This is a genomic window from Microbacterium sp. GbtcB4 (assembly GCF_019091465.1).
Taxonomy (GTDB): domain Bacteria; phylum Actinomycetota; class Actinomycetes; order Actinomycetales; family Microbacteriaceae; genus Microbacterium; species Microbacterium paraoxydans.
In genome coordinates this window covers 152,464-177,875 of record NZ_JAGXJJ010000004.1, presented here as the reverse complement: position 1 = coordinate 177,875, position 25,412 = coordinate 152,464, and the positions used below count along the sequence as shown (strand labels likewise).

The window sequence follows — 25,412 nt, the reverse complement described above, 5'->3', positions numbered from 1 at the left end:
CTGAGCCGGTCGAAGGGCAGCAACCCAAGGGATTGAAATGAACTTCCTGGAATACGCTCCGGCTCCGGAGTCCACGGCGGTGCTGAACCTCAAGGACAGCTACGGGCTGTTCATCGACGGCGAGTTCGTCGACGGCTCCGGCACCCCCTTCCGCACCATCTCCCCGGCGACGGAGAAGGAGATCGCCGAGATCGCCTCCGCCGACGACGCGGACATCGACCGCGCGGTCGCCGCGGCCCGTCGCGCCTACGACAAGGTCTGGTCGCGGATGAGCGGCCGCGACCGGGGCAAGTACCTGTTCCGCATCGCCCGCCTCGTGCAGGAGCGCGCCCGCGAGTTGGCCGTCGCCGAGAGCCTCGACAACGGCAAGCCGATCAAGGAGAGCCGCGACGTGGACGTGCCCCTCGTCGCGTCCTGGTTCTTCTACTACGCGGGCTGGGCAGACAAGCTCGACTACGCCGGTCTGGGTGCGAACCCGCGTGCGCTGGGCGTCGCCGGGCAGGTCATCCCGTGGAACTTCCCGCTGCTGATGCTCGCGTGGAAGCTCGCGCCCGCGCTGGCGGCCGGCAACACGGTCGTGCTCAAGCCGGCCGAGACCACGCCTCTGACGGCGCTGATCTTCGCCGAGATCCTGCAGCAGGCAGATCTTCCCGCCGGTGTGGTGAACATCGTCACCGGAGCCGGGGCGACCGGTGCCGCCCTCGTCCGCCATCCGGACGTCGACAAGGTCGCCTTCACCGGCTCGACGGGTGTGGGTCGCGACATCGCCCGCGCCGTGGCAGGGACGAACAAGAAGCTGACGCTGGAGCTGGGCGGCAAAGCTGCGAACATCGTGTTCGACGACGCGCCGATCGATCAGGCCGTCGAAGGTATCGTCAACGGCATCTTCTTCAACCAGGGCCACGTGTGCTGCGCGGGCAGCCGCCTGCTGGTGCAGGAGTCGATCCACGACGAGGTCGTCGACCGGCTGAAGAACCGGCTGTCGACGCTGCGTCTCGGTGACCCGCTCGACAAGAACACCGACATCGGCGCGATCAACTCCGCCGCGCAGCTCGCCCGCATCCGCGAGCTCAGCGACATCGGCGAGGCCGAGGGCGCTGAGCGCTGGACCGCCGACTGCGCGATCCCGGAGCAGGGCTTCTGGTTCGCTCCGACGATCTTCACCGGCGTCGAGGCCTCGCACCGCATCGCCCGCGATGAGGTCTTCGGCCCGGTGCTGTCGGTCCTCACCTTCCGGACGCCCGCCGAGGCGATCGCCAAGGCCAACAACACCCCGTACGGTCTCTCCGCCGGCATCTGGTCCGACAAGGGCTCGCGCATCCTCGCCGTCGCCGATCGGCTGCGTGCGGGCGTCGTGTGGGCGAACACGTTCAACCGTTTCGACCCGTCGAGCCCGTTCGGCGGCTACAAGGAGTCCGGGTACGGCCGCGAGGGCGGTCGCCAGGGCCTCACCGCCTACCTCAAGGGAGCCGCAGCATGAGCAAGCGACTGACCGTTCCGAAGACCTACAAGCTCGCCATCGGCGGGGCCTTCCCCCGCAGCGAGTCCGGACGCACGTACGAGGTCGTCTCCCGCAAGGGCGCCTTCCTCGCCAACGCCGCCAAGGCCTCCCGCAAGGACGCCCGGGATGCGGTCGTCGCCGCGCGCGCCGCCGTGAAGGGCTGGTCGGGGGCGACGGCCTACAACCGCGGCCAGGTGCTCTACCGCGTGGCCGAGGTGCTCGAGGGACGTCGGGCACAGTTCGTCGACGAGATCGTGGCGCAGGAGGGCATCCCGTCCTCGGCGGCCACGGCGCAGGTCGACGAGGCGATCGATCTCTGGGTCTGGTACGCCGGCTGGTGCGACAAGTACGCCCAGGTGGCGGGCAACGCGAACCCCGTCTCCGGTCCGTACTTCAACATCTCGGTGCCCGAGCCCACCGGTGTGGTCGCCATCGTGGCGCCGCAGGACTCGGCGCTGCTCGGCCTGGTCTCGGTCGTCGCCCCGGCCCTCGTCGCCGGGAACACCGTCGTCGTGGTCGCGAGCGAGCAGTACCCGCTCTCCGCGATCAGTCTCGCCGAGGTGCTCGCGACCAGCGACGTTCCCGGCGGCGTGGTGAACGTGCTCACCGGTTCGCCGGCGGAGATCGCGCCGTGGCTCGCCTCGCACCAGGATGTGAACGCCCTCGACCTCGCCGGCGCGGGCGCGCTGGAGTGGGTCGACATGCAGATCGCCGCGGCGGAGACGCTGAAGCGCGTGCTCGCCCCCGGCGACGTGGTCGCCTCGCCGGAGCGGATCGCCGCGTTCACCGAGGTCAAGACGGTCTGGCACACCAAGAGCATGGTCTGACGACACGTCACGATGACCGAGGGCCCCGTCGCGCATCGCGCGGCGGGGCCCTCGTCGTTCGAGCAGCGTGCGCGTGACGCCGGTGCTGTGGTTTCATGGCGGCATGATGGCGATCTCCGGCGTCCGCGCCCGCCCCGGGCGAGTGACGCTCGTGCTGGCGGCGATCCTGCTTCTCGGCGGCTGCGCTGCGGCGCCGGCCGACGTCGCCGCAGGAGAGCCGACGCCGACGGTGACTCCCACCGTCGCCTGCCCGCAGGTGGACGGCGCCGAGCTTCCGCCGGAGTGTGCGCCGTACGACCCGGAACACGCGATGGACCAGAACGACCGGCATCGTGAGCGCATGGAGACGTCGGCCGAGGCGCAGGCGGCCGCCGAGCAGCCGGTGGCGGACCTCCGTGTGCGTCTCGAAGCGCTGCGCACGGAGGGCACGATCTCGGTGACCGCCGTCGAGGACGCCTTGCGCGAGGTCGGCCTCGTCCATCACGTCGCCCGGGGGGATGCGCGCGCGGTGGCGTTCGGGGCCGACGGTCCCGAGGGCGGCTGCGTCTTCGGAGAGGTGCGTCCGGACGGCGTCCGGATCGATGTCGGGGGATACATCATGGACGGCGGCTGCCTCCCCGCGGAATGACGGTGGAGGCACCGTCGTCCGTCGGACCCGCCGAACGACTCGTCGCCAATGCGGCCCGGTGTCGTATGCAGCGGTTAGGCTCGAAGAACGATCCTGATCCCCCCGAGGAGGACGCGCATGGCCCGCATCGGTGAAAGCGCTGACCTGTTCAAGTGCTCTTTCTGCGGAAAGAGCCAGAAGCAGGTGCAGCAGCTCATCGCCGGACCCGGCGTGTACATCTGCGACGAGTGCGTCGAGCTCTGCAACGAGATCATCGAAGAGCGCATGGCGGAGTCGTCCGCCGAGGGGGTCGCCGAGTTCGAGCTGCCGAAGCCCCGCGAGATCTTCACGTTCCTCGAGGAATACGTCGTCGGACAGGAGCCCGCGAAGCGTGCGCTGTCCGTCGCCGTCTACAACCACTACAAGCGCGTGCGCGCTCACGGCACCCTGCAGCCTGCTGAGCAGAAGGCCGAAGAGGTCGAGATCGCCAAGAGCAACATCCTGCTGATCGGGCCCACAGGCTGCGGCAAGACCTACCTGGCGCAGACGCTCGCCAAGCGCCTCAACGTGCCGTTCGCCGTCGCCGACGCGACGGCACTGACCGAGGCGGGCTACGTCGGCGAAGACGTCGAGAACATCCTCCTCAAGCTCATCCAGGCCGCCGACTACGACGTGAAGCGCGCCGAGCAGGGCATCATCTACATCGACGAGGTCGACAAGATCGCCCGCAAGGCCGAGAACCCGTCGATCACCCGCGATGTGTCGGGCGAGGGCGTGCAGCAGGCGCTGCTGAAGATCATCGAGGGCACGGTCGCCTCGGTGCCGCCGCAGGGTGGTCGCAAGCATCCGCACCAGGAGTTCCTGCAGATCGACACCTCGAACGTGCTCTTCATCGTGGCCGGGGCCTTCGCCGGGCTGGAGGACATCGTCTCGGCGCGCGTCGGCAAGCACGGTGTCGGCTTCGGTGCTCCGCTGCACGACAAGGGCAAAGACCTCGACCTGTTCAGCGAGGTGCTCCCGGAAGACCTCCACAAGTTCGGTCTCATCCCGGAGTTCATCGGTCGTCTGCCCGTCGTGACGAACGTCTCACCGCTCGACCAGGCCGCCCTCATCGACATCCTCACCGGTCCGCGCAACGCCCTCGTGAAGCAGTATCAGCGCATGTTCGAGCTCGACGGCGTCCAGCTGGAGTTCGAGGAGGACGCGCTGCGGTCGATCGCCGACCTCGCCGTCGAGCGCAAGACCGGGGCCCGTGGACTCCGAGCCATTCTGGAGGACGTGCTCGGTCCGGTGATGTTCGAGATCCCCTCTGCCGAAGACGTCGCGAAGGTGATCATCACCCGTGCCGCCGTCGACGAGGGCGCCCCGCCCACCATCGTGATGGAGCGCAAGCGCAAGAGCGCCTGAGCCATGGGCGCTGACCCCGTTCCGTGGACGACCGTCGCGCGGACGACGCTCGTCGCTGATCGGTGGATCAGGGTGCACGCGGATGAGTGTGTCGACGAGCACGGCCGCCGGATAGCGCCGTACTACGTCCTCGAGTACGGCGACTGGGTCTCCGTCCTCGCCGTCGATCGCGATGGCGCAGCGATCGTGGTCGAGGAGTACCGCCACGGAGCGGGAGTCCTCGCGTTGGGCACGATCGGCGGGGGAGCGGAGCCCGGCGAGCGTCCGGAAGACGCGGCTACGCGCGAACTCCGGGAGGAGACCGGGTGCGTCGCCGACGAGTTGGTGGCCCTCGGCGCGACCTGGGCGAACTTCGGAACGCACACGAACAAGGTCCATCACTTCCTCGCTCTCGGTTGCATACGCGTCACTGAGCAGTCCCTGGATGAGCACGAGGCCGTCGTCGTGCGGTCCCTGCCGCTGGACCTGGCGGGGGAGCAACTCACCCAGAGCTACCACCAGCTCACCTGGTACAAGGCGATGGACCGACTCCGGCGATAGGACCTGAACGCCTGCTCAGGCCACGGGCATGAGCAGGTCCGTGCGGAGCTCGTCGGGATCGACACCGGGGTCCGAGACGTAGACCTCGATCCAGACGCCGCGCGGGTGCAGCCCCGCCTCCGCGGCGCGCGCGACCAGCCCGGCCCACCCGGCACCGAGACCGTCATACGAACCGAAGACGCTGCTCGCGACGGCCCGCCCGGTCGGCAGGGTCGAGGCGATGATGGCAGTTCCGTCGCCCGTGGCGATCGGGTCGGACGGTGGGGCCTGCACGGGGAAGCCGAGCTCCAGGTCGAACACGCCCATCGGATCGCCGTGGTAGATCGCGAGCGCCGGGCCGGCCGGAATCAGGGTGCCCGCAGCGAAGGCGGCACCGATCGCCGCGTATCCGGAGTCGAAGGCATCGCGAAGGTCGGCGATCCGGATGCCCTCGTGGCGGATGACGGCCAGGGGGACGGCGTCCAGCTCCAGGGTGTCTGCGGGGCCGAAGGGAGCGTCGGGAAATGCGTCCATGCGCTCAGGGTCTCACGACTCAGGAATCGAGTCCACGGCGTTTCAGGAGCGGCTCGATCTCGGCGTCTCGACCGCGGAAGTCGCGGTAGGCGGCCAGCGGGTCCTTTGAGCCGCCGACGCCGAGCAGCCGGTCGCGGAAGCGGTCTCCATTGGTGCGGGTGAGGCCGCCGTTCTCCCGGAACCACTCCACGGTGTCGGCGTCGAGCACCTCACTCCAGATGTACGAGTAGTACCCGGCGCTGTAGCCGCCGGAGAAGACGTGGGCGAAGTAGGTGGAGGAGTACCGGGTCGGGACGGCGGGATCGTCGAGGCCGATGTCCGCCAGTGCGGCCGCCTCGAAGTCGGCGACATCGTCCACTGCGTCGTCGACGGAGAGCCGGTGCCACGCCTGATCCAGCCACGCCGCGGCCAGGTACTCGCTGGTCGCGTGGCCCTGGTCGAAGGTCGCGGTGTCCCGCAGCCGCGCCACGATGGCGGGATCCAGCGGCTCGCTGGTCTCATGGTGCCGGGCGTAGTGGTCGAGGACCTCGGGCCAGAGGATCCACATCTCGTTCACCTGGCTCGGGAACTCGACGAAGTCGCGGAACACGTTGGTCCCGGCGAAGTGCGGGTAGGTCACCGTGGCGAACAGGCCGTGCAGAGCGTGCCCGAACTCGTGGAACAGCGTCGTCACCTCGTCGAGCGTCAGCAACGTGGGCTCGCCGTCCCCGGGCTGCGGGACGTTGAGGTTGTTGACCACGACCGGGGCGCTGCCGCGCAGACGGGACTGGCTGACGATCGCGTTCATCCAGGCGCCGCCGCGCTTGGAGTCGCGGGTGTAGAGGTCGAGCACGTAGAGCCCGAGTGGGGAGTCGTCGGCGTTGCGCACCTCGAAGACGCGGGCCTGCGGGTGGTAGGCAGCGAGGTCGTGCCGTTCGTGGAAGGTCACCCCGTACAGGCGGTTCGCCGCGAAGAACACGCCGTCCTGCAGCACGCGCTCCGCCTCGAACCAGGGGCGCAGGGCGGCGGTGTCGATGGCGTAGCGGGCGGTGCGCACGCGCTCGGTGTAGAACGCCCAGTCGTGGGCTTCCACGGGGAAGGGGTCCGGTTCGGTCTCGTCGACGATCGCCTGGAGCGCGTCCCGTTCGGTGCGGGCGTTACGCGCGGACGGCGCGGACAATCGGCGCAGCATCCGCTCGACGGCCTCGGGGGAGCCCGCCGTCTCGTCGGCGGTGACGTACGCGGCATGCGAGACGTAGCCGAGGAGGCGCGCGCGCTCGGCGCGGAGGCGCACGATCTCGCGCAGTACGGGGCGGTTGTCGTTGCCGTTGTCGCGCGAACCCCGCGCGCGCGACGCCGCCATGATCCGGCGACGGGATTCCCGCACCGCCAGCCGTGCGAGGGCCGGATGGCCGGTGAACAGCGGCAGGGTGAGGAGGAAGCGGCCGTCGAGCCCGCGGTCGGCCGCGGCGCGTGCGGCGGCGGACAGCTCGCCGGCGCTGAGGCCCTCCAGTTCGGCGGCGGCGTCGAAGACCACGGCGAGGTCGTTCGTATCGCTCAGCAGATTCCGCTCGAAGGTGTTCGTGAGCACGGACAGCTTCTGGTTCAGAGCCGTGAGCTGCGCCTTCGCCTCGTCGTCGAGCGCGGCGCCGGCATGCGTCATCTCGCGGTGGTAGCGCTCCACGAGGTAGCGCTGCTCAGGATCGAGGTCGAGGGTGTCGCGTTGCTCATACACGTGGGCCACGCGCGCGTAGAGCGCCGCATCGAGCGTGATCGCATCCTGGTGGGCGGCCATGAGCGGCGCGAGCTCCTCGTCGATCGCCTGGATCTCCGGCGTGGCATCGGCGGAGCTCACCGTGTAGAACGCGTGCGCCACCCGGTCGAGGAGCGCGCCGGACCTCTCCAGCGCCTCGAGGGTGTTCTCGAACGTCGGCATCGACCGCACACGGGTGATGTTCGCGACCTCGGCGAGCTGCTCCGCGAACCCGGCCCGGAAGGCGGGGAGGTAGTGCTCCGGACGGATGGCCCGATAGTCCGGGAGCCCGAAGGGGAAGGTCGACGGCTGCAGCAGCGGGTTCATGGCGTCGCTCATCCTCCGAGCCTAGCCACCGCCGTCGCCGGAGCGCTCCGCGCTCAGACGGGTCATCACCTGTCGCAGGGCATCGAGGACGACGCGCACGGAGCGGCGGCGCAGGTTCTCCGGCCGTGCGAGGACGTCGATCATGCGGTGCGTGCTCACGCCTCGGAGGGGGATGCGCGCGATGTCGTGATCGTCGACGCTGCGCGAGGTGAATCGCGGGAGCATCCCCAGAACGCCGCCGGCCGCGACCACCGCCGACACCGCACCGTAGTCGTTGATGCGGTGCCGGACCTCGACCGGGCGGCGGGCGACGGCGGCGACGGCGCGGAGCACGTCGTCAGGGGAGTATCCCACACGGCTCGTCACCCACTGCTCGTCGGCGATCTCGTCCGGCGAGAGGCTGCGGCGATCGGCGAGAGGGTGGTCGGCGGCGACGGCGACGTCCAGGGGTTCCCGGACGAGACCCACGGCGCGGACACCCTCGGTCGGCCACGGCGCGGAATGCTCCATCCGATGGGCGAGGACGAGGTCGTACCGCGCGGTGAGTCCGGGGAACTCGCTCTGTGCGACGTCTTCATCCGTGAGGCGCACGGTCGGGGCGTGCTCCATCCCGGACAACTCCCGGACGAGCGGGCCGAAGAGCGCCTGACCGACGCTGTGGAAGCCGCTGATGCTCACCTCTCCCGTCGCCGCGCCCTCGAAGTCATCCAGCGCGTGGCGCGCCGCGGCCATCGCGTCGATGGCCTCAGCCCCGGCCGCCGCGAGGATCTCGCCGGCGGACGTCAGCACGAGCGTGCGGCCCTGGCGGCGGGTGAGCGGTGCCGGGAAGGAGCGCTGCAGCGCGGTGAGCTGCTGCGAGACGGCGGACGGGGTGACCCGGAGGGCCTCGGCGACGGCGGTCATACTTCCCAGGGCCCCGAGTTCGCGGAGGATCTGGAGCTGATGGAGTTCCACGCGAAAAGTTTAGTGCAGGCTACACAGACAGTGCAGAATCTGCCGATTGATCTACACCGTCGGATGCGATGAGATCGGAGCATGAGAGCTCTGTTCAAGGAGGAACCCGGCGCCGGCCTCGCGCTCGTGGAACGCCCCGACCCGATGGCAGGCCCCGGCGAGGTCGTCATCCGCGTCCTCCGCACCGGCATCTGCGGAACCGATCTGCACATCCGGCGCTGGGACGATTGGGCGGCCTCCGCGATCGCCGCTCCCCTCATCCCGGGACACGAGTTCTACGGGGAAGTCGTCGAGGTCGGGCCGCTTGTCCACGACATCGCGGTCGGCGACCGGGTCTCCGGCGAGGGACACATCGTCTGCGGCACCTGCCGGAACTGCCGTGCCGGACGGCGGCAGATGTGCATCCGCACGATCGGACTCGGGCTGCAGCGCGACGGCGCCTTCGCCGAGTACCTCTCGCTGCCGGCGACGAACGTGTGGGTCCACCACGCCGAGGTCACCCCGGAGCTCGGCGCGATCTTCGACCCGCTCGGCAACGCCGTGCACACCGCCCTCCGCTTCCCGCTCGTCGGTGAGGACGTGCTCGTCACCGGGTGCGGTCCGATCGGCCTGATGGCGATCGCCGTCGCCCGGCATGCGGGCGCCCGCTTCATCGTCGGGACCGATGTGAGCGCGCCGCGCCTGGAGATGGCGCGCGGGATGGGAGCCGACGAGGTCGTCGACGTCTCCCGCCAGGAGATCCGCGACGCGCAGCGGGCGCTCGGCATGCGCGAGGGTTTCGACATCGGCTTCGAGATGAGCGGCGCGGCGTCGGCGCTCCCGGCGATGATCGACAACATGAACCACGGAGGACGCATCGCCATGCTCGGGCTGCCGTCGACCGGATTCGACATCGACTGGGGCAAGCTCGTCACGCACATGCTCACGATCACCGGGATCTACGGCCGGGAGATGTTCGAGACATGGAACGCCATGGGGGCGATGCTGCAGACCAGTGCGACGTTGCGCGAAGCGATCGGTCGGGTGATCGCCGAGGTCGTACCGGCGCGCGACTGGGAGCGCGGATTCGCGGCGGCGGAGTCCGCCGGCACGGGCAAGATCATCCTCGACTGGACGGAGCTGTGATGTACGCGACCTTCAAGGACCATGTGGCGCAGGAGCTGGCGGGAATCGAGGAGGCGGGGCTCACCAAGCACGAGCGCGGCATCCACGGACCGCAGCGGGCGGAGATCACGGCCGACGGCGCCGAGGTGCTCAACTTCTGCGCCAACAACTACCTGGGGCTGGCCGACGACCCGCGCATCCTCGCTGCGGCCCGGACGGCCCTGGACGAGTGGGGGTACGGGCTCGCGAGCGTCCGCTTCATCTGCGGCACGCAGGAGCAGCACCTCGAACTGGAGCGTCGGCTCGCGGACTTCCTCGGCACCGATGACGCGATCCTCTACTCCTCCTGCTTCGACGCGAACGGCGGTGTCTTCGAGACGCTGTTCTCCGTCGAGGACGCGATCATCTCGGACGAGTTGAACCACGCGTCCATCATCGACGGGATCCGGCTGTCCAAGGCGCGCCGGCTCCGCTACCGCAATCGCGACATGGCGGATCTGGAGGAGCAGCTGCGGGCGGCCGCCGATGCCCGGTTCCGCGTGATCGTGACCGACGGTGTCTTCTCGATGGACGGCTACATCGCGCCGCTGGCCGAGATCTGCGACCTCGCGGAGCGCTACGACGCCCTCGTCTTCGTTGACGACTCGCACGCGGTCGGCTTCGTCGGCGACAACGGGCGCGGAACCCCCGAGCTGTGCGGCGTCGCGGATCGCGTGGACATCTACACCGGCACGTTCGGCAAGGCACTGGGCGGCGCCTCCGGCGGGTACGTCGCCTCCCACGCGGAGATCGTCGCGTTGTTGCGTCAGCGCTCCCGTCCGTACCTGTTCTCGAACACCCTCGCTCCGGCCATCGTGGCCGGAACGCTGACCGCGCTCGACCTGGTCGAGGGGTCGGCCGACCTCCGGGCGCGGCTCCGCGACAACGCGGCCCTGTTCCGCGCTCGGATGGCGGAGGAGGGCTTCGACCTGCTTCCGGGCGAGCATCCGATCGTCCCGGTCATGTTCGGCGACGCCGCCCTCACCGCCCGGATCGCCGCGGCGATGCAGGACCAGGGTGTCTACGTGACGGCGTTCAGCTTCCCGGTCGTGCCGCGGGGCAAGGCGCGCATCCGGGTGCAGCTCTCCGCAGCGCACACGCCCGACCAGGTGGAGCGCTGCGTGGCGGCCTTCGTCGCGGCCCGGGATACCGTAGGTTGACTGGATGCAAAGAAACGCTTGCAAAGAGTTGTTTGCAAGCGTATCTTTGCATCATGACGAACGAGACGCAGGTACGGACGCTGGATGCAGGGGCGCTCAAAGCGCTCGCGCATCCGCTGCGGGTCAAGATCTTCGATCTGCTCGCCTCTCGTGGTCCCCAGACGGCCAGCTCTCTCGCAGCCCTCGTGGGGGAGACCTCGGGATCCACCAGCTATCACCTCCGCGCTCTCGCGGCCCACGACCTCATCCGCGAGGTGGAAGGCCGTGGTACGGCACGGGAGCGATGGTGGGAGCGTCCGAAGGGACGCATCGATGTGCCGGGCCCGGACGAGCAGATGTCGCCGGCCAACCGTGCCGCGGCGCAGATCGTCACGTCGGAGTTCTTCCGGCTCCGGCACGAGACCTTGATGCAGTACCTCAACCGCCCGGAGTCGGACGTTCCCGAGGGGTGGCGCGACGTCGGCATCACCATCACGACGCACCTCGACGTCACGCCGGCGCAGGCCATGGCGCTGCGGCAGGAGATCGAGGATCTCATCGAGCAGGCCATCGAACGCTATCGGGGTCAGACCGGGCCCGACGTCCGACGGGTCTCCGTGCGGGCCGAGCTGTTCGACCTGCCGACGTCGCCGCGGGAGGCCCTCGCCGGTGCGGGCGAGACGACGGAGGCATCATGACCGCCGCGACCCTGCGCCTCGTCAGTCCCACACGGACGGAGCGCGGCCTGCTGCGCCTCGCCGACCGGGTCACCGCCGGGGTCGAGCACCGGATCGAGCGGCGCGCCCAGCGTCGGACCCTCGCCCTCGACCTCCTCCGCGAACAGCAGGCCCGCCGCCACGACCCGCATGCCGTGGATCATCTCCTCGCGCAGCTCGGAGCCCCGCGCCGCTGACCCGAGACCCCGGGTACGCGGCGAGACCCCCTCCTTCCCGCGCGGGACGGAGGGGGTCTCGACGATGAAGCGGGGTCTCGGCGATCAGAAGGGGCGGGCGACGACGTCGCCGGAGGGGGTCTGGAGGACCTCCCAGCCGGCGTCGAGCTCCGCGATCGCGCGGCCCTCGAGCCAGGTGAGGGTCCAGTGCCCGGTGAGGCCCTGGGACTCGACCTCGGCGATGGCGGGACGCAGCGCCTCGGGGACGGACGCCGGCGGCTGGGCACCCGTAGCCCATCGCGTGCCGAGCTGCATCAGGAGGCCTCGACCGGGGCGAGCTCGATCGCGATGACCGCGAACTCCTCCGCCTCGGTGATCTCGAGCTCGGCGATGCGGCCGACCGCGCGGAGGTCGTCCGCCGCGGCGCGCAGGGCCTCGACCTTCGCGGCGGGAGCGGCGATGGCGGCACGGGAGACCGGGGTCTTCTGCGATGCCTTCGCCTCGGTCTTCGCGCGTCGGATGCCGATGAGCGCCTCGCTCGCGGCGGCCAGCACGGCCGGGTCGCCCTCGATGCCGAGCTTCTCGGGCCACGCGGCGGTGTGCACGGAGCCTTCCTCGAACCACGACCAGGCCTCCTCGGTGGCGAAGGAGAGCACCGGTGCGAGCAGCCGGAGCAGCGTGGACAGCGCCAGACGCAGCGCGAGGGCGGCCGAGGCCTGGCCCACGTCGTTCTGGTTGTAGGCGCGCTCCTTCACGAGCTCCAGGTAGTCGTCGCAGAACGTCCAGAAGAACGCCTCGGTCAGCTCCAGCGCCCGCGCCGCGTCATACCGGTCGAAGGCCGCGGTCGCCTCGGCCACCACGCCGTCGAGTGCCGTGAGCATCGAGGCGTCGAGCGCGTGGGTCACCTGCGCGCCCTCGGGCACCGGGAACGACAGCACGAACTTGGCGGCGTTGAGCACCTTGATCGCGAGACGCCGGCCGATCTTCACCTGGGTCGGGTTCTGCGGGTCGAAGGCCGCGTCCATGCCGAGGCGGCTCGACGCCGCCCAGTACCGCACCGCGTCCGAACCGTGGGCGTCGAGCACGTCGGCCGGGGTGACCACGTTGCCCTTCGACTTCGACATCTTCTTGCGGTCGGGGTCGACGATGAAGCCGGAGATGGCGGCGTTCTTCCACGGGGCGCGGCCGTCTTCGAGCGTGGAGCGCAGCATGGTCGAGAAGAGCCAGGTGCGGATGATGTCCTGTCCCTGCGGGCGCAGATCGAACGGAGCGGTGAGCTGCCACAGCTCCTCGTCCCGCTGCCAGCCGCCCGCGAGCTGCGGGGTCAGCGACGAGGTCGCCCACGTGTCGAGGATGTCGGCCTCGGCGTCGAACCCGCCCGGCACGCCGCGCTGGGTCTCGGTGTAGCCGGCCGGCACATCCGTGGTCGGGTCGATGGGCAGCGCGGCCGCGTCCGGGGTGAGCACGCGGTCGTAGTCGCGCTCGCCGTTCTCGTCCAGCGCATACCAGAGCGGGATCGGCACGCCGAAGAACCGCTGCCGGGACACGAGCCAGTCGCCGGTGAGGCCGCCGACCCAGTTCTCGTAGCGGACCCGCATGAAGTCGGGGTGCCACGCCAGCTCGGTACCATGCGCGAGGAGCTGATCGCGCAGCTCGCCGTCGCGGGCGCCGTTGCGGATGTACCACTGCCGGGTCGAGACGATCTCGAGCGGGCGGTCACCCTTCTCGAAGAACTTCACGGCGTGCTGGAAGGGCTTGCCGACGGCGGTCATGTCGCCGGTCTCCTGCAGCTTCTCCACGATCGCCTTGCGGGCGCTGAAGACGGTCTTGCCCGCCACGTTCTCCGCGTACCAGGCGCGGGCGTCGGCGTCGGCCACGATCGAAGGGGCCTCGGCGAGGAAACGGCCGTCGAGGCCGATCGTCGTCATGTTCGGCAGGGGTTCGCCGGCGGCGGTGCGCAGCTCGCGCCACCAGATGATGTCCGTCACGTCGCCGAAGGTGCAGACCATCGCCGCGCCCGTGCCCTTGTCGGGCTGGGCGAGGTGGTGACCGTGGATCTCGATCTCGGCGCCGAAGTAGGGCGTGCGGACCTTGGTGCCGATGAGGTGCTTGTGCGGCCCCTCGGGGTGAGTCACGATCGCGATGCACGCGGGGAGGAGCTCCGGGCGGGTGGTGTCGATCGCGATGGAGCCGGAGCCGTCCGCGAAGGGGAACTCGATCGTGTGGTACGCGGCCTGCTGGTCGCGGTCCTCGAGCTCGGCCTGCGCGATCGCGGAACGGAAGTCGATGTCCCACAGCGTCGGCGCGAGAGCCTGGTACGCCTCGCCGCGCTCGATGTTGCGGAGGAAGGCGAGCTGGCTCTGCCGGATCGTGTCGTCGGAGATGGTGCGGTACGTCTGCGTCCAGTCCACGCTCAGTCCGAGCTGACGGAACAGCGCCTCGAACTGCTTCTCGTCCTCGATCGTGAGGCGCTCGCACAGCTCGATGAAGTTGCGACGGCTGATCGGCTGCTGGTCGGCCGCCCGGCTCGACTTGTTGTCGCCGCCCTCGAACGGCGGGGTGAAGTCGGCGTCGTAGGGGAGCGAGGGGTCGCAGCGCACGCCGTAGTAGTTCTGCACGCGGCGCTCGGTGGGCAGACCGTTGTCGTCCCAGCCCATCGGGTAGAACACGGTCTTGCCGCGCATGCGCTCGTACCGGGCCTTGACGTCGGTGTGCGTGTAGGAGAACACGTGACCGATGTGGAGGCTCCCGGAGGCGGTGGGCGGCGGGGTGTCGATCGAGTAGACGCCCTCACGACCGAGCTCGGCGGCGCGCAGACGGTCGAACAGGTATGTGCCCTGCTCCGCCCAGGCGGCGTCCCACTTCGCTTCGAGACCTTCGAGTGCGGGCTTGTCGGGAATGGCGGACATGGAGGTCTCCTCGAGCGATGTATGCGGCACTGTGTGAGCGTGCCTGAGTGTGGGTGGTGCCGCCCAGTCTACCGAGCGCACGGGCGGGGCGCTCGACCCGGGGGAGCGTCCGGCGCGGCGCTGCGGCCGGCCCCCTCGACGCTGGAAGGATCGGAGCATGACACCGCCGTCGTCCTCGTCCTCCCGTCCCCGTCTCGCCGACCTCGGCGTGCCGTCCGGAGCCTTCCCGCGCGGCGCGGAGAACGCGATCACCGACGTCCGCGGTGTGCGGGTGGGGCACGCCACGCTGCACGGCGACGGTCTGCACACGGGCGTGACGGCGATCGTCCCCGACGCCCTCACCGCCGAGCGCCGCAGCCTTCCCGCGAACCTCTCCGTGGGCAACGGCTACGGCAAACTCGTCGGCGCCACGCAGCTCCGGGAGCTCGGCGCGCTGGAGACGCCGATCCTGCTGACCTCGACGCTGTCCGTGTTCCGCGTCGCGGATGCGCTGCTCGGGCACCTGCTGGCGACGCCGGCGCACGCACGGACGACCACGTTGAACCCGGTGGTGGGCGAGACGAACGACGGATTCCTCTCCGACATCCGTCGCCGAGCCGTCGGAGAGGAGCAGGTGACGGCGGCCCTGGCGACGGCGGCTCCGGGTGCGGTCGCGGAGGGAGGCGTGGGGGCCGGGGCCGGGACCGTCGCCCTCGGGTACAAGGGCGGCATCGGCACGGCATCGCGGCTGGTCGAGGTCACGGGGCGCCCGCGCACCGTGGGGGCGCTCGTGCAGACGAACTTCAGCGGCACGCTGCGGATCGCCGGCGTCCCGCTGCCCGCGGAGGAACTCCTCGCCGATGCTCCGGCACAGCCCGTCGGCAATTCCTGCATGATCGTCGTCGCGACGGACGCGCCCGTCGACGGGCGGCAGCTCGGCCGCGTGGCCAACCGGGCCGTGTTCGCGATGCGCGGTGTCGGCGCCGACTATGCGCAGGGCAGCGGCGACTACGCGATCGCCTTCTCGGTGCACGACCAGGCGGACGGCGGTCCGGCCGCGGACGACGAGCTCTCGCCGCTCTTCGCCGCGACGATGGACGCGGTCGAGGAGGCCCTGGTCAACTCGGTGCTCGCGGCGGAGACGACGGTGGGCCCCGAGGGGCGGACGGCGCACGCGGTACCGATCGATCGGGTGCAGGAATGCCTGGCTCGCGCCGGGGTCGTCTGACCCGCGTTCACAACTCAGGAGAAACCGGGTCGGCGGCGCCGCGGGAGCGGCGCGTCGTACCGACCGCCGCCGGATGTCCTGAGTTGTGAACTGAGGTCAGTCGGCGAGCGCGGCGTGGATACCCTCGCCGATGCGGCGCATGGCGGCCAGCACGGGGCCGCGCCCGTCGGCGCCCCGGTCCCAGTTCGCCAAGACGGCGTAGGCGATCCGGCGGGTGGGGGACATGACGATCCCGGTGTCGGCGCGGACGCGGGAGATCGTGCCGGTCTTGTTCAGCAGCCAGACGCCGCGATCGAAGCCCCAGTGCGCGAGCGGATCGAGGTCGAACGCCGACGCGACCATCGACAGGTCCATGCCCGCGCCCAGCCAGCGGCGCAGCGTGTCGGCCGAGGCGGGGGAGAGATCGGTCCCGTCGGCCAGGCGCGACATGAAGAGCACGAGCTCCGCGGCGTTGGCGTGCGACAGCGTCTTCGGGGCCCCGGGCGGGATCGGCCACCGCACGATGTCGTCGAGGGCCGAGGCGGTGTAGCCGAGCGCGCGGGTGTGCTCCTGCACGGTCGGGATGCCGATGACGCGGCCCAGCGTGTTGGTCGCGGCGTTGTCGCTCACGGCCCCGATGAGCGCGGCCACGTCGTACAACGACAGCTCGGACGCCTGCAGCAGGTACCAGAGGCCGGAGTCCTCGATCGCCTCGACCGGCCGTCGGGTCACGCGCTCGTCGAGAGTCCGCGTACCGGCGTCCACCTCGGCGAGGAGGCGGTGCAGGAGGAAGATCTTGCCGACGCTCGCCGTGTCCAACACCGTCTCCGGGTCATGGCGCAGCAGCACCTCGCCCGAGTCGATGTCCTGGACGAGGACAGACCACACGGTGCCGTTCTCGTCGGGGAGCTCCACGTCGATCGCGCTCATACGTCCTCCTCGTCCCGTGCACGCTCGGTCACGTGCGCACGGATGAGCTCGCCGACGGCGCGCATGTCGTCGAGCACGGGCGCGCGGAGGTCGGCCGCGGAGTCCTTCCAGTTCGCCGCCACCGCATACGCGACGGCGGCCCTCGGGCCCCGCAGCAGTCCGACGTCGACGCGGGCGAAGCTCACGCTGCCGGTCTTGTGACGCAGCACCATGCCCTGATACTCGGCCTCGACGTGGGCGAGGGGGTCGAGCAGGAAGGCGTCGGCGGTCATCGACGTGTCGGTGTCGGCGGCGAGCCAGTCCAGCACCCGGGCGCTCACCGCGGGGGAGAACGCCTCGCCGGCGCCGAGCCGGCGCATCACGTCGGATAGCTCGGCCGCCGTGCCGAACGACGGGGTCCAGGGCAGGTCGGGGGTGCGCTCGTTGCGGATGTAGTCGTGCAGCGCCGTGTCGCGGTACCCGAGCGCCGGGGCGACGGCCCGCACCTCCTCCAGACCGCAGAGGTGGATCAGGGCGTTCGTGGCGAGGTTGTCGCTCACCGCCCCGACGAGGAGCGCCGCGTCGTGGACCGTGATGCGCTGATCGTGCATGCGGTACAGCAGCCCGGAGTCCTCGACGCGGTGCTCGTCCGGGACCGCGATCCGGTCGTCCTCGGCGAGCGCGCCCGTTTCCAGCCGCCGAGCGACCTCGAGGAGCAGGAAGATCTTGCCGATGCTCGCGGTCTCGCACTGGGTGTGCGGCTCGTGCTCGGCCAGGGTCTCGCCGCTGCCGGCGTCGACGAGCCGGATCGACCAGGTGACGCGGGGGTCGAGGGGCGGAAGGGCGATCATGGCCGTCCCACCGTGAGGCGGGGCTCGTCGCCGGTCGCGTCCAGCACCCCATCCACACCGAGCGGGATGGTGAGGGCGTGCGGGTCGTGGCCGAAGCCCTGCTCCCACAGCACGGGGACGCCGGCGTCCTGGAATTCGTCCCGCATGAGCGCGTGGACGAGGTCGAGGTCGCCGCACTCGTGCCAGGAGCCGAGCACGATGCCCGTCGCCTGCGCGAGACGGCCCGCGCGCCGGAGCTGCGTGACGAAGCTGTCGAGGCGGTACGGCTCCTCCGTGATGTCCTCCAGGAAAAGGATGCCGGGGGCGGGGACGTCCGCCTCCGGGGCGCCGAGTCCGGCGGCGAGCAGACTGAGGTTGCCGCCCGTGAAGCGTCCCTCGGCGCGACCCGGCGTCATGATCTCGGTCTTCGGACCGATGAGCTCCCGCCCGCGCCAGGGTTCGAAGAGCCAGCGCTGTACGTCGTCGCGCACCTGCTCCGAGTCGCGGAAGACGTTGTTGCCCGCCATCGGGCAGAAGAGCGTCGCGACGTCGAGATGCGCACGCCACGTCTCGTGCAGCGCCGTCACGTCGGACGAGCCCGTGAGCAGCTTCGGCCGTCCGTCCTTGCGCAGCGCCCCTCGGCGCATGTCGGCCCAGTCGATGCCGTCGAGGAGGCGCAGGGCCCCGTAGCCGCCGCGTGCCGTGACGACGGCGTCCACGTCCGGATCGAGCCAGGCGTCGACGAGGTCGGCGCGGCGGAGGTCGTCAGGCCCCGCGAGGTACGACGCGCGCGGGTGGGGCGTGAGGACGTGCGACCCCACGCGGACCTTCAGGCCCCAGGACTCGTAGTAGCCGACGGCGCGCTGCGTGTTCTCCTCGTTGCCGGGACCGGATGGCGAGACGATCGCCACCGTGTCTCCGGGCTGCAGGGGAGCCGTGTCGAGATACGGCGACACCGCCGCCTCCGTCAGGGTGCTCATGCCGTCTTCTCCTCGATGCGCGGCGCCGCGGACAGCAGGTGCCGGGTGTACTCGTGCTGCGGGTTCAGCAGCACCTCTTCGGTGGGCCCGTGCTCGACGATCTGCCCGTGGTACATCACCGCGACCGTGTGGGCGATGTTCCAGGCCAGGCCGAGGTCATGCGTGATGACGAGGGCCGAGAGCCCGAGGCGGCGACGCAGCTCCAGCAGGAGGCCGAGGATCTCTCCGCGCACTGACGCGTCGAGCGAGGCGACGGGTTCGTCGGCGATGAGCAGCTGCGGCTGCACGGCGAGCGCTCCGGCGATCACGACGCGCTGCCGCTGCCCGCCGCTGAGCTCCTGCGGGATGGCGCCGAAATAGCGCTCCGGCGGGGTGAGCTCCGCATCGGCGAGGCTCTGCGCCACCCGCTCGCGCTCGTCGCCGGGGAAGCGCTGCACACGCAGCCCCTCGGCGACGGACTCGTACACGCTGTGCTTCGGGTTCAAAGCCGCCCACGGATCCTGCAGCACGAGCTGCACCTGCGAGCGGAACCGCGCGAGGTCGCGTCCTTTCGACGGGATCGGTGCGCCGTCGAAGAGGATCTGCGACCCGGGGTCGGCTGGCTGGAGTCCCATGAGTGCGCGGGCGAGGGTCGACTTGCCGGAGCCGGACTGGCCGACGAGCGCGACGATCTCGCCTTTGCGCACCGAGAGGTCGACGTCGCGGACCGCATGCACGGGGCGCCCGCCGGAGCGGTAGGTGACGTTGACTCCGCGGGCCTCCAGCAGCACCTCGTCGCCGTGGATGATCTCCGGCACGTCGTCCGCATCGCGGCCGTGCCGGGTCACCGGGGCCATCCGGGAGGCCGGGTCGCCGATCGTGGGGAAGGCGTCGGCGAGCTGGCGGGTGTACGCCTCCTGCGGGGTGGTGCAGACCGCGTAGCTCTCGCCGACCTCGACGAGCTCCCCGTCGCGCATGATGGCGATCCGGTCGCACGCCGTGGCGAGCACCGAGAGGTCGTGGCTGATCATGAGCATCGAGATGCCGCGCTCCGCCACGAGACGGGAGATCATGTCGAGGATCTGTTTCTGCACGATCACGTCGAGCGCGGTGGTCGGCTCGTCCGCGATGATGACCTCGGGATCGCAGGCGAGGGCCATCGCGATCATGACGCGCTGCTTCTGGCCGCCGGAGAGCTCGTGCGGATACGACTCGCTCTTCTGCTGCGGCAGGTCGACGATGTCGAGCAGCTCCCGCACCCGCTCCTTGCGCGCCTTCTCGCCCTTCCATCGATCGGAGGCGTGCAGCTCCAGCGCCTCCAGGAGTTGCCAGCCCACCGTGCGGACCGGGTTGAGCGAGTGCATCGCACCCTGGAACACGATGGACGTCTGCGCCCAGCGTACGGCGCGCAGCTGCCCGAAGGACAACGTGGCGACGTCCTGGTCGCCGAGCAGCACGCGGCCGCTGAGCCGGGCGTTGCGCGGCAGGAGCCGCAGGACGCTCATGGCGAGAGTGGACTTGCCGGAGCCGGACTCGCCGGCGATGCCGAGCGTCTGCCCGGCGGGGAGGGTGAGCGAGACGTTGCGCACGGCCGCCACCTCGTCCCGACCCGACCGCCCCGAGGTGCGGTACGTGATGGAGACGTCGTCGAAGATCAGGTCGGGCATCTCAGCGGCTCCTCAGCGTCGGGTTGGTGATGTTCTCGACGGCGCGGCCCATCAAGGTGAACGACAGCACGACGAGGACGATGGCGATGCCCGGCACGAGCACGTACCACCAGTAGCCGCTGGTCGCCGCGGAGACGTCCATCGCGTTCTTCAGGATCGAGCCCCACGACTGCAGGGTGGTGTCGCCGAGGCCGAGGAACGCCAGGGTGGATTCGGAGATGATCGCCGAGCCGACGGTGAGCGTCGTGTTGGCGAGCACGAGCGGCAGCACCCCGGGGAGGAGGTGCTTCATGATGATGTGCCAGTGCCCGGCACCGAGGGCCCGTGAGCGTTCGATGTAGTCGCGCGATTCGACGGACAGGGTCTGCGCGCGGACGACGCGGGCGGTGCCGGCCCAGGAGGTCAGGCCGATCGCGATGATGATCGTCCAGACGCCACGGCTCAGCACTGACGAGAGCACGATCGCGAGGATCAGCGACGGCAGCACGAGGAAGAAGTCGATGATGCGCATCATCAGCCCCCCGAAGAAGCCGGTGAAGTGGCCCGCCGAGAGGCCGACGAGGGTGCCGATGATCATCGACATCGCCGTGGCGGCGAGGCCGACGAGCAGGGACACCCGGGCGCCCCACACCATGCGGACCCAGATCTCGCGACCCTGATGGTCGGTGCCGAGGGGATGCTCCCAGGACGGCGGGGCGAAGCGCTGCACGTCGACAAGCTTCGTGACGTCGAGCATGCTGGCGGGGGCGATCACGGGGGCGAAGATCGCGATGAGGGCCACGATCACGAGGAAGACGAGGCCCACCATGCCCGCCCGGTGCTGGGCGAACTGCCGGCAGAAGTCGACGAAGGCGGTGCCGCGGCGGTGCCACGCCAGGGCGCGGGGGGAACGGATGGTCGGGGTTGCCGTGGTCATGCGCGCCTCACCCTCGGGTCGAGCTGCCGGTAGATGAGGTCCGCGATGAGGTTCATCGCGATGATGATCGTGGAGAACACCACGAAGGTGCCCTGCAGGAGCGGGAGGTCGGGGCCGGAGATGGCCTCGAAGGTGAGCTTCCCGAGCCCGGGCCAGGAGAACACCGTCTCCACCGTGACGGCCCCGGCGATGAGACCGCCGATGTGCATGAAGACGAGGGTGACGGTCGGCAGCAGGGCGTTGGGAACGGCGTGCCGACGGCGGACGAGGTCCTCTCGGAGGCCCTTGGCCCGAGCGGTGGTGAGGTAGTCGGCGCCCATCTCCTCGAGGAGCGAGCTGCGCATCACCATGAGGTACTGCGCGTACACGACCGCGACCATCGTGATCACCGGGAGCACCATGTGCGAGATCACGTCCAGGACCGCGCCGACCGGATCGGTGGGCGGGTTGGGGGAGACCATGCCTCCGGTCGGGAACCAGTGCAGCGTGCCGCCGAAGACCATCAGGAGCAGCAGGGCCAGCCAGAAGGTCGGCACCGACCAGAACACGAGCGACGTGCCGGAGACGATGCGGTCGAAGGTGGAGCCGTGCTTCCAGGCCGCCTTCTGCCCGAGCCAGAGGCCGAGGGCGATCGCGATGATCGCCGCCGTGCCGGTGAGGAGGATCGTGTTCCAGAAGTACTGGCCGATGAGGTCGGACACCGACGTGCGGTAGACGTAGCTCGTGCCGAAGTTCAGGGTGAAGACGTTGCCGAGGTAGTCGATGAACTGCTGCCACAGGGGCTTGTTCAGACCGAGCTGCTCGCGCAGCTGGTCTGCCTGCTCGGCGCTCATCCCGCGCTCGCGGGCGATCGAGGCGACCGGATCGCCCGGCAGGATCTTGAAGGCGAAGAATCCGAGGAGGATCACCATCGCCAGGCTGATGGCCGCGCCGCCGAGCTTGACCAGGAAGTAGCGGAGGGCGCCGACGCCCTTCGGCTGCTCCTCGGCCGCGGCGCTCGTCGCGATGGCGGAGGTGGACGGGGGTACCGCGTTGGACATGGGGGTCTCCTTACAGCGGACCGGGAGACGCCGCGGGGGCGGAGGCCCGCCACCCGCGGCGTCTCGCCGGACTCATTCGACGTCGGCGATGTTGCGGCGACGGATCAGGAAGAAGATGAGCCCTCCGATGATGACCACCCCCACGACGATGCCTCCGATGAGGAGTCCGGTGTTCGTGCCGGTGCCGCCGGCGGTCGCGCCCTCGACGGGCTCGACGGTGAGGTAGCCCCAGTAACCGGCCTGGTTGGCGATGATGCCGCCGTCCTTCGGCTGCAGCGTGAAGCCCGTGAAGCGGTCGGAGCGGTAGGCCTCCAGCGAGTTGGCGTACCAGGTGGCGACCTGCGCGGTGTCGGTGTAGTTCAGCGCGAGCATGTCGTGCACGATCTCCTGGCGCTTCTCCGCGTCGATCTCGGAGCGCTGCGCGGCGTACATCTCGTCGAACTCCGGGTTGCAGTACCCGTCCTGCGTGGTGCCGCCGGTGCCGTCGGTCGCGGTCGGCAGGTTCATGCAGGTATTGATGCCCAGCTGGTAGTCGGGGTCGGGGTTGACCGACCAGCCGCTGAAGTACAGGTCGTAGTCGCCGGAGGTGGCCTTCGCGCTGATCGTGTCGGAGTCGGTGGACTCGACCGTGATCTCGATGCCGATGTCCTTCATCCACGGGACGAAGAAGTCGGAGATGGACTGCTCGTTCGCGTCGTCCGCGTCCGTCAGCAGGCGCAGGCTCAGGCGCTGGCCGTCCTTCTCGCGGATGCCGTCCGCGCCGGGGACCCAGCCCGCCTCGTCGAGCTTCGCCTGCGCGGCCTCGGGGTCGAAGCCCACGATCACGTCGTCGTCGTCCGACAGGTGCCACTTCGGGAAGGACGCCGGGATGAAGCTCGTCGCGAGCGTGCCCTCGCCGTCCAGGACCTTGTCGAGGAGGGTGGCCGTGTCGGTGCCGAGACGGATGGCCTGGCGCACCTCGAGCTCCTTCAGCGCGGCGTTGCCGGTGCCGTAGGGCACGTTGTCGCGGGTCTGCTGACCGACGTTGATGCTGATCGAATGGTAGCGGCGGCCCTCACCGGAGTGCGTGGTGATGCCGTCGACGCCGTCGAGTGCCGAGAACTGGGTGGGGGTGAGGCCCGTGACGAGGTCGACGTCGCCCGCCTTGAGCGCCTGCACCTGGGCGTCCGAGTTCGTGTAGTACACGTACTGGATCGCGTCGATCTTGGGGGCGCCCCGCCAGAAGTTCTCGTTCGCCTTCAGCACGATGGACTGGTTGGCCGAGTAGCTGTCGAGGACGAACGGGCCGGAGCCGACCACGTCGGCGTCGTTGGTGAAGGTCGTCGGGTCGTCGACCTCCTCCCAGATGTGCTTCGGGACGATCGGGATCTCCGAGCCGGGGTTCGGGGCCTGCGGGGTCTTCAGGGTGATCACGACGGTCTTGTCGTCGGGGGTCTCGACGGTGTCGAAGTTGGAGACGAGGTTGCCGTTGGCGGTGCCGAGGGCGGGCACCGTCATCATCTGGTCGTACGTGTACTTCACATCGGCGGAGGTGATGGGCTCGCCGTCCGACCAGACGAGGTCGTCCTGGAGGGTGAAGGTCCACGTCTGACCACCGTCGGTCGCCTCCCAGCTGTCGGCGAGGCCCTTCGTGGGCGAGCCGTCCTCGGCGTCGTTCTGCACGAGCGACTCGTAGACGTACCGGATGATGTTCGTCGGCGTCAGGTAGATCGAGATGAACGGGTTGAACGTGTCCACGAACCCGGAGGTGGCGATCCGGAGCGTCGTGTCGGAGGCCGGGGATTCGGTGGCGGCGCTGACGGACTGCGCCTGAGCGGCACCGACCGGAGCGGCGAGGAGGAGCGCGGAGGCGATCGCGGCGGCGGTCAGACTTCGCACGGTTCTGGAGCGGGGGGCAAGACGCATGGAAGGTCCCTTCGGGCGCCGCCCGGATCCACAGTGAAGCCGGGTCGGTGCTGACCATGCAAGCGGAAGACGGCCCTGTGGTCAAGACATTCGATGCGTATCGCGCAAGAAAAATCGCGCGGATCCGAAAGATCGCCGGCCGTCGAGCGGGTGTAACACAGCGGAAACACGCGGATGCCAGGATGCGCGCATCGGAATGACGGGAGCGAAGGATGACTTCTCGACGCGGACATCCGGAACGTATCTCGGGCCGGTTCGGGTCGGGCACGCGAACCGGAATCGTATCGTCACTCCGCCGGGACGGTGAGCACGGCACGCAGGAGCGCGATGCGTTCGTGCAGGGAGGAGCGCAGGAAGTGCTCGTCCAGCGCATGCGCACCGCCGCCCCGGGGGCCGAAGCCGTCGACGGTCGGCAGACCCTTTCCGCCGAGGAGGTTCGTGTCGCCCGCGCCGGCCGCGGGGCGGCCGTCGACGTGCTGGCCGAGTGCGGCGCCGGCCGCGGCGATCCGGGCGAGGAGGTCGGTGTCCTCCGCCGAGGCCTGCCAGGCGGGCCGGGCGCTCAGCACGGCGACCTCGAGGCGGGCGCCGGGGCGCACCGGCGCCAGTTCCTGGAGGGCGGTGAGGACGCGCTGCTCGCTGTCCGGGTCTCGGAAGCGGAGGCCGATCTCGGCCGCCGCGTGCGCCGGCACCACGTTGGTCCTCGCGCCGCCGTCGATGACGCCGACGTTGCACAGCACCGGACTCGGAAGCTCCGGGTCGGCCACGATCGCGCGGGCCAGGAGGAGCTGGTCCACGAGCTCGTCGATCGCCGAGACGCCGTGCTCGGGATCGAGTGCGGCGTGGGCCGCGCGGCCGGTGACGGCGATGCGCACCCGGGCACTGCCGCGGCGGCCGACCTTGAGGGCGCCGTCGGGATGCGGGGACTCGAATCCGATGGCGCAGGACGCGCCCCTGGCCCGTTCCGCGAGCAGGGGGCCCGAGACGGGGGAGCCGATCTCCTCGTCCGCGACGAGCACGATCCGCACGGCGCGCCGCTGTTCGAGCGGCACGGACTGCAGGTGCCGCAGGGCCTCGAGCATCACCACGATGCCGGCCTTCATGTCGTAGGCGCCGGGGCCGCGCACGACATCCCCGTCCTCGGTCCACGGCAGGTCGTCCGCCAGGGTGCCGACCGGCCACACGGTATCGGTGTGGCCGATGAGGAGAACCGGGTCTCCGGTACCGGGGACGTCGATGACGAGATCCGTCCCGAGCTCGTGCGGGATCCGCTGGACGCTGCCGCCGACGCCGGCGAACCAGGCGGACAGCAGGTCGGCGATGCGGGCGCTCGCCTCCGTGTCGCGGCTCGGCGTCTCGATCAGCACGAGTTCGCGCACGAGTGCGATGATGTCGTCGGAAGGATGGTCCCCGTCGCGCACTGCCGAGAGAGTCGTCACGGTTACGAACCGTATCTTGCCCCTTGATCGCCCCGCAACCCGCCGATAGCATCGCTCAAAGCAGCAGGAATCC

General features: G+C 70.1%; 23 protein-coding genes. 10 read left to right on the top strand and 13 right to left on the bottom strand.

From position 1 onward, the window contains the following. The first annotated feature begins 37 nt into the window (after positions 1–37). From KVS71_RS08580 to KVS71_RS08560, 5 genes are all read left to right on the top strand, one after another. Complete coding sequence (locus KVS71_RS08580) at positions 38–1,480, top strand: aldehyde dehydrogenase family protein (protein WP_144881258.1); 1,443 nt, start codon at positions 38–40, stop codon at positions 1,478–1,480. Next, complete coding sequence (locus tag KVS71_RS08575) at positions 1,477–2,328, top strand: aldehyde dehydrogenase family protein (protein WP_217584347.1); 852 nt, start codon at positions 1,477–1,479, stop codon at positions 2,326–2,328. The genes KVS71_RS08580 and KVS71_RS08575 overlap by 4 nt, the downstream gene beginning before the upstream one ends. 73 nt (positions 2,329–2,401) lie before the next feature. Then, positions 2,402–2,956, top strand: coding sequence for a hypothetical protein (locus KVS71_RS08570; RefSeq protein WP_217584346.1), 555 nt, complete (start codon positions 2,402–2,404; stop codon positions 2,954–2,956). Positions 2,957–3,073: 117 nt separating this feature from the next. Next, entirely contained in the window at positions 3,074–4,342 is a 1,269-nt protein-coding gene (clpX, locus tag KVS71_RS08565) for an ATP-dependent Clp protease ATP-binding subunit ClpX (RefSeq protein WP_025105011.1), read from the top strand. A gap of 3 nt (positions 4,343–4,345) precedes the next feature. Further along, positions 4,346–4,882, top strand: a complete 537-nt coding sequence (locus KVS71_RS08560) for an NUDIX hydrolase (protein WP_217584345.1) — start codon at positions 4,346–4,348, stop codon at positions 4,880–4,882. A gap of 15 nt (positions 4,883–4,897) precedes the next feature. Here KVS71_RS08560 and KVS71_RS08555 read toward each other — a convergent pair whose 3' ends face one another. Genes KVS71_RS08555 through KVS71_RS08545 form a run of 3 tightly spaced genes read right to left on the bottom strand, consistent with a single transcriptional unit; the run spans position 4,898 to position 8,408 of the window. Next, positions 4,898–5,395: a GyrI-like domain-containing protein gene (locus KVS71_RS08555; protein ID WP_217584344.1), complete on the bottom strand. Its 498-nt coding sequence runs from the start codon at positions 5,393–5,395 to the stop codon at positions 4,898–4,900. Between the two features lie 19 nt (positions 5,396–5,414). After that, positions 5,415–7,466 carry a M3 family metallopeptidase gene (locus tag KVS71_RS08550; protein WP_217584343.1) on the bottom strand — a complete coding sequence of 684 codons (2,052 nt, stop codon included), beginning with the start codon at positions 7,464–7,466 and terminating at the stop codon, positions 5,415–5,417. A 9-nt stretch (positions 7,467–7,475) separates the two neighbouring features. After that, entirely contained in the window at positions 7,476–8,408 is a 933-nt protein-coding gene (locus KVS71_RS08545; RefSeq protein ID WP_217584342.1) for a LysR family transcriptional regulator, read from the bottom strand. An 81-nt stretch (positions 8,409–8,489) separates the two neighbouring features. Here KVS71_RS08545 and tdh point away from each other — a divergent pair, with 81 nt between their 5' ends. The 4 genes from tdh to KVS71_RS08525 are packed head-to-tail and all read left to right on the top strand — an operon-like array spanning position 8,490 to position 11,603. Next, positions 8,490–9,533: an L-threonine 3-dehydrogenase gene (gene tdh / locus KVS71_RS08540; protein WP_217584341.1), complete on the top strand. Its 1,044-nt coding sequence runs from the start codon at positions 8,490–8,492 to the stop codon at positions 9,531–9,533. Next, positions 9,533–10,711: a glycine C-acetyltransferase gene (locus KVS71_RS08535; RefSeq protein WP_060921176.1), complete on the top strand. Its 1,179-nt coding sequence runs from the start codon at positions 9,533–9,535 to the stop codon at positions 10,709–10,711. The genes tdh and KVS71_RS08535 overlap by 1 nt, the downstream gene beginning before the upstream one ends. A 53-nt stretch (positions 10,712–10,764) precedes the next feature. Next, positions 10,765–11,388: a transcriptional regulator gene (locus tag KVS71_RS08530; protein WP_060921175.1), complete on the top strand. Its 624-nt coding sequence runs from the start codon at positions 10,765–10,767 to the stop codon at positions 11,386–11,388. After that, a complete protein-coding gene (locus KVS71_RS08525; protein ID WP_060921174.1) occupies positions 11,385–11,603 on the top strand; it encodes a hypothetical protein in 219 nt (72 codons plus the stop codon). Before KVS71_RS08530 ends, KVS71_RS08525 begins: the two co-directional genes overlap by 4 nt. An 84-nt stretch (positions 11,604–11,687) precedes the next feature. Here the strand turns inward: KVS71_RS08525 and KVS71_RS08520 are convergent, their stop codons facing one another. Both KVS71_RS08520 and valS read right to left on the bottom strand, forming a co-directional pair. Continuing rightward, positions 11,688–11,897 (bottom strand): hypothetical protein, encoded by a 210-nt coding sequence (locus tag KVS71_RS08520; RefSeq protein ID WP_060921173.1) that lies wholly within the window; start codon positions 11,895–11,897, stop codon positions 11,688–11,690. Beyond that, on the bottom strand, positions 11,897–14,491 hold the full coding sequence (valS, locus tag KVS71_RS08515; protein ID WP_217584340.1) for a valine--tRNA ligase: 2,595 nt from the start codon (positions 14,489–14,491) through the stop codon (positions 11,897–11,899). Before valS ends, KVS71_RS08520 begins: the two co-directional genes overlap by 1 nt. 157 nt (positions 14,492–14,648) lie before the next feature. On the opposite strand from valS, the gene KVS71_RS08510 reads away from it, so the two are divergent. Beyond that, positions 14,649–15,698 carry a P1 family peptidase gene (locus KVS71_RS08510; RefSeq protein ID WP_217584339.1) on the top strand — a complete coding sequence of 350 codons (1,050 nt, stop codon included), beginning with the start codon at positions 14,649–14,651 and terminating at the stop codon, positions 15,696–15,698. Between the two features lie 96 nt (positions 15,699–15,794). Here KVS71_RS08510 and KVS71_RS08505 read toward each other — a convergent pair whose 3' ends face one another. From KVS71_RS08505 to KVS71_RS08470, 8 genes are all read right to left on the bottom strand, one after another. Further along, positions 15,795–16,607: a serine hydrolase gene (locus tag KVS71_RS08505; RefSeq protein WP_217584338.1), complete on the bottom strand. Its 813-nt coding sequence runs from the start codon at positions 16,605–16,607 to the stop codon at positions 15,795–15,797. Beyond that, on the bottom strand, positions 16,604–17,437 hold the full coding sequence (locus tag KVS71_RS08500) for a serine hydrolase (RefSeq protein WP_217584337.1): 834 nt from the start codon (positions 17,435–17,437) through the stop codon (positions 16,604–16,606). Before KVS71_RS08500 ends, KVS71_RS08505 begins: the two co-directional genes overlap by 4 nt. Beyond that, complete coding sequence (locus tag KVS71_RS08495; protein WP_217584336.1) at positions 17,434–18,396, bottom strand: LD-carboxypeptidase; 963 nt, start codon at positions 18,394–18,396, stop codon at positions 17,434–17,436. Before KVS71_RS08495 ends, KVS71_RS08500 begins: the two co-directional genes overlap by 4 nt. Then, a complete protein-coding gene (locus KVS71_RS08490) occupies positions 18,393–20,042 on the bottom strand; it encodes an ABC transporter ATP-binding protein (protein WP_217584335.1) in 1,650 nt (549 codons plus the stop codon). The genes KVS71_RS08495 and KVS71_RS08490 overlap by 4 nt, the downstream gene beginning before the upstream one ends. Before the next feature lies 1 nt (position 20,043). Continuing rightward, entirely contained in the window at positions 20,044–20,958 is a 915-nt protein-coding gene (locus KVS71_RS08485; RefSeq protein WP_082749928.1) for an ABC transporter permease, read from the bottom strand. After that, positions 20,955–21,998 (bottom strand): ABC transporter permease, encoded by a 1,044-nt coding sequence (locus tag KVS71_RS08480; RefSeq protein WP_060921166.1) that lies wholly within the window; start codon positions 21,996–21,998, stop codon positions 20,955–20,957. The genes KVS71_RS08485 and KVS71_RS08480 overlap by 4 nt, the downstream gene beginning before the upstream one ends. A 72-nt stretch (positions 21,999–22,070) precedes the next feature. Continuing rightward, positions 22,071–23,876, bottom strand: coding sequence for an ABC transporter substrate-binding protein (locus tag KVS71_RS08475; RefSeq protein WP_368874614.1), 1,806 nt, complete (start codon positions 23,874–23,876; stop codon positions 22,071–22,073). Between the two features lie 314 nt (positions 23,877–24,190). Further along, the gene (locus KVS71_RS08470) at positions 24,191–25,339 is read right to left on the bottom strand and encodes a M20/M25/M40 family metallo-hydrolase (RefSeq protein WP_101845197.1); all 1,149 of its coding nucleotides are present in this window, start codon (positions 25,337–25,339) and stop codon (positions 24,191–24,193) included. Positions 25,340–25,412 lie beyond the last annotated feature (73 nt).

What these genes read in the sequence shown, in the direction of transcription:
- KVS71_RS08580 (WP_144881258.1), top strand. Translation starts at nt 38, where the DNA reads ATGAACTTCCTGGAATACGCTCCGGCTCCGGAGTCCACGGCGGTGCTG.
- KVS71_RS08575 (WP_217584347.1), top strand. Translation starts at nt 1,477, where the DNA reads ATGAGCAAGCGACTGACCGTTCCGAAGACCTACAAGCTCGCCATCGGC.
- clpX (WP_025105011.1), top strand. Translation starts at nt 3,074, where the DNA reads ATGGCCCGCATCGGTGAAAGCGCTGACCTGTTCAAGTGCTCTTTCTGC.
- KVS71_RS08560 (WP_217584345.1), top strand. Translation starts at nt 4,346, where the DNA reads ATGGGCGCTGACCCCGTTCCGTGGACGACCGTCGCGCGGACGACGCTC.
- KVS71_RS08555 (WP_217584344.1), bottom strand. Translation starts at nt 5,395, where the DNA reads ATGGACGCATTTCCCGACGCTCCCTTCGGCCCCGCAGACACCCTGGAG.
- KVS71_RS08550 (WP_217584343.1), bottom strand. Translation starts at nt 7,466, where the DNA reads ATGAGCGACGCCATGAACCCGCTGCTGCAGCCGTCGACCTTCCCCTTC.
- tdh (WP_217584341.1), top strand. Translation starts at nt 8,490, where the DNA reads ATGAGAGCTCTGTTCAAGGAGGAACCCGGCGCCGGCCTCGCGCTCGTG.
- KVS71_RS08535 (WP_060921176.1), top strand. Translation starts at nt 9,533, where the DNA reads ATGTACGCGACCTTCAAGGACCATGTGGCGCAGGAGCTGGCGGGAATC.
- KVS71_RS08530 (WP_060921175.1), top strand. Translation starts at nt 10,765, where the DNA reads ATGACGAACGAGACGCAGGTACGGACGCTGGATGCAGGGGCGCTCAAA.
- KVS71_RS08525 (WP_060921174.1), top strand. Translation starts at nt 11,385, where the DNA reads ATGACCGCCGCGACCCTGCGCCTCGTCAGTCCCACACGGACGGAGCGC.
- KVS71_RS08520 (WP_060921173.1), bottom strand. Translation starts at nt 11,897, where the DNA reads ATGCAGCTCGGCACGCGATGGGCTACGGGTGCCCAGCCGCCGGCGTCC.
- valS (WP_217584340.1), bottom strand. Translation starts at nt 14,491, where the DNA reads ATGTCCGCCATTCCCGACAAGCCCGCACTCGAAGGTCTCGAAGCGAAG.
- KVS71_RS08510 (WP_217584339.1), top strand. Translation starts at nt 14,649, where the DNA reads ATGACACCGCCGTCGTCCTCGTCCTCCCGTCCCCGTCTCGCCGACCTC.
- KVS71_RS08505 (WP_217584338.1), bottom strand. Translation starts at nt 16,607, where the DNA reads ATGAGCGCGATCGACGTGGAGCTCCCCGACGAGAACGGCACCGTGTGG.
- KVS71_RS08500 (WP_217584337.1), bottom strand. Translation starts at nt 17,437, where the DNA reads ATGATCGCCCTTCCGCCCCTCGACCCCCGCGTCACCTGGTCGATCCGG.
- KVS71_RS08495 (WP_217584336.1), bottom strand. Translation starts at nt 18,396, where the DNA reads ATGAGCACCCTGACGGAGGCGGCGGTGTCGCCGTATCTCGACACGGCT.
- KVS71_RS08490 (WP_217584335.1), bottom strand. Translation starts at nt 20,042, where the DNA reads ATGCCCGACCTGATCTTCGACGACGTCTCCATCACGTACCGCACCTCG.
- KVS71_RS08485 (WP_082749928.1), bottom strand. Translation starts at nt 20,958, where the DNA reads ATGACCACGGCAACCCCGACCATCCGTTCCCCCCGCGCCCTGGCGTGG.
- KVS71_RS08480 (WP_060921166.1), bottom strand. Translation starts at nt 21,998, where the DNA reads ATGTCCAACGCGGTACCCCCGTCCACCTCCGCCATCGCGACGAGCGCC.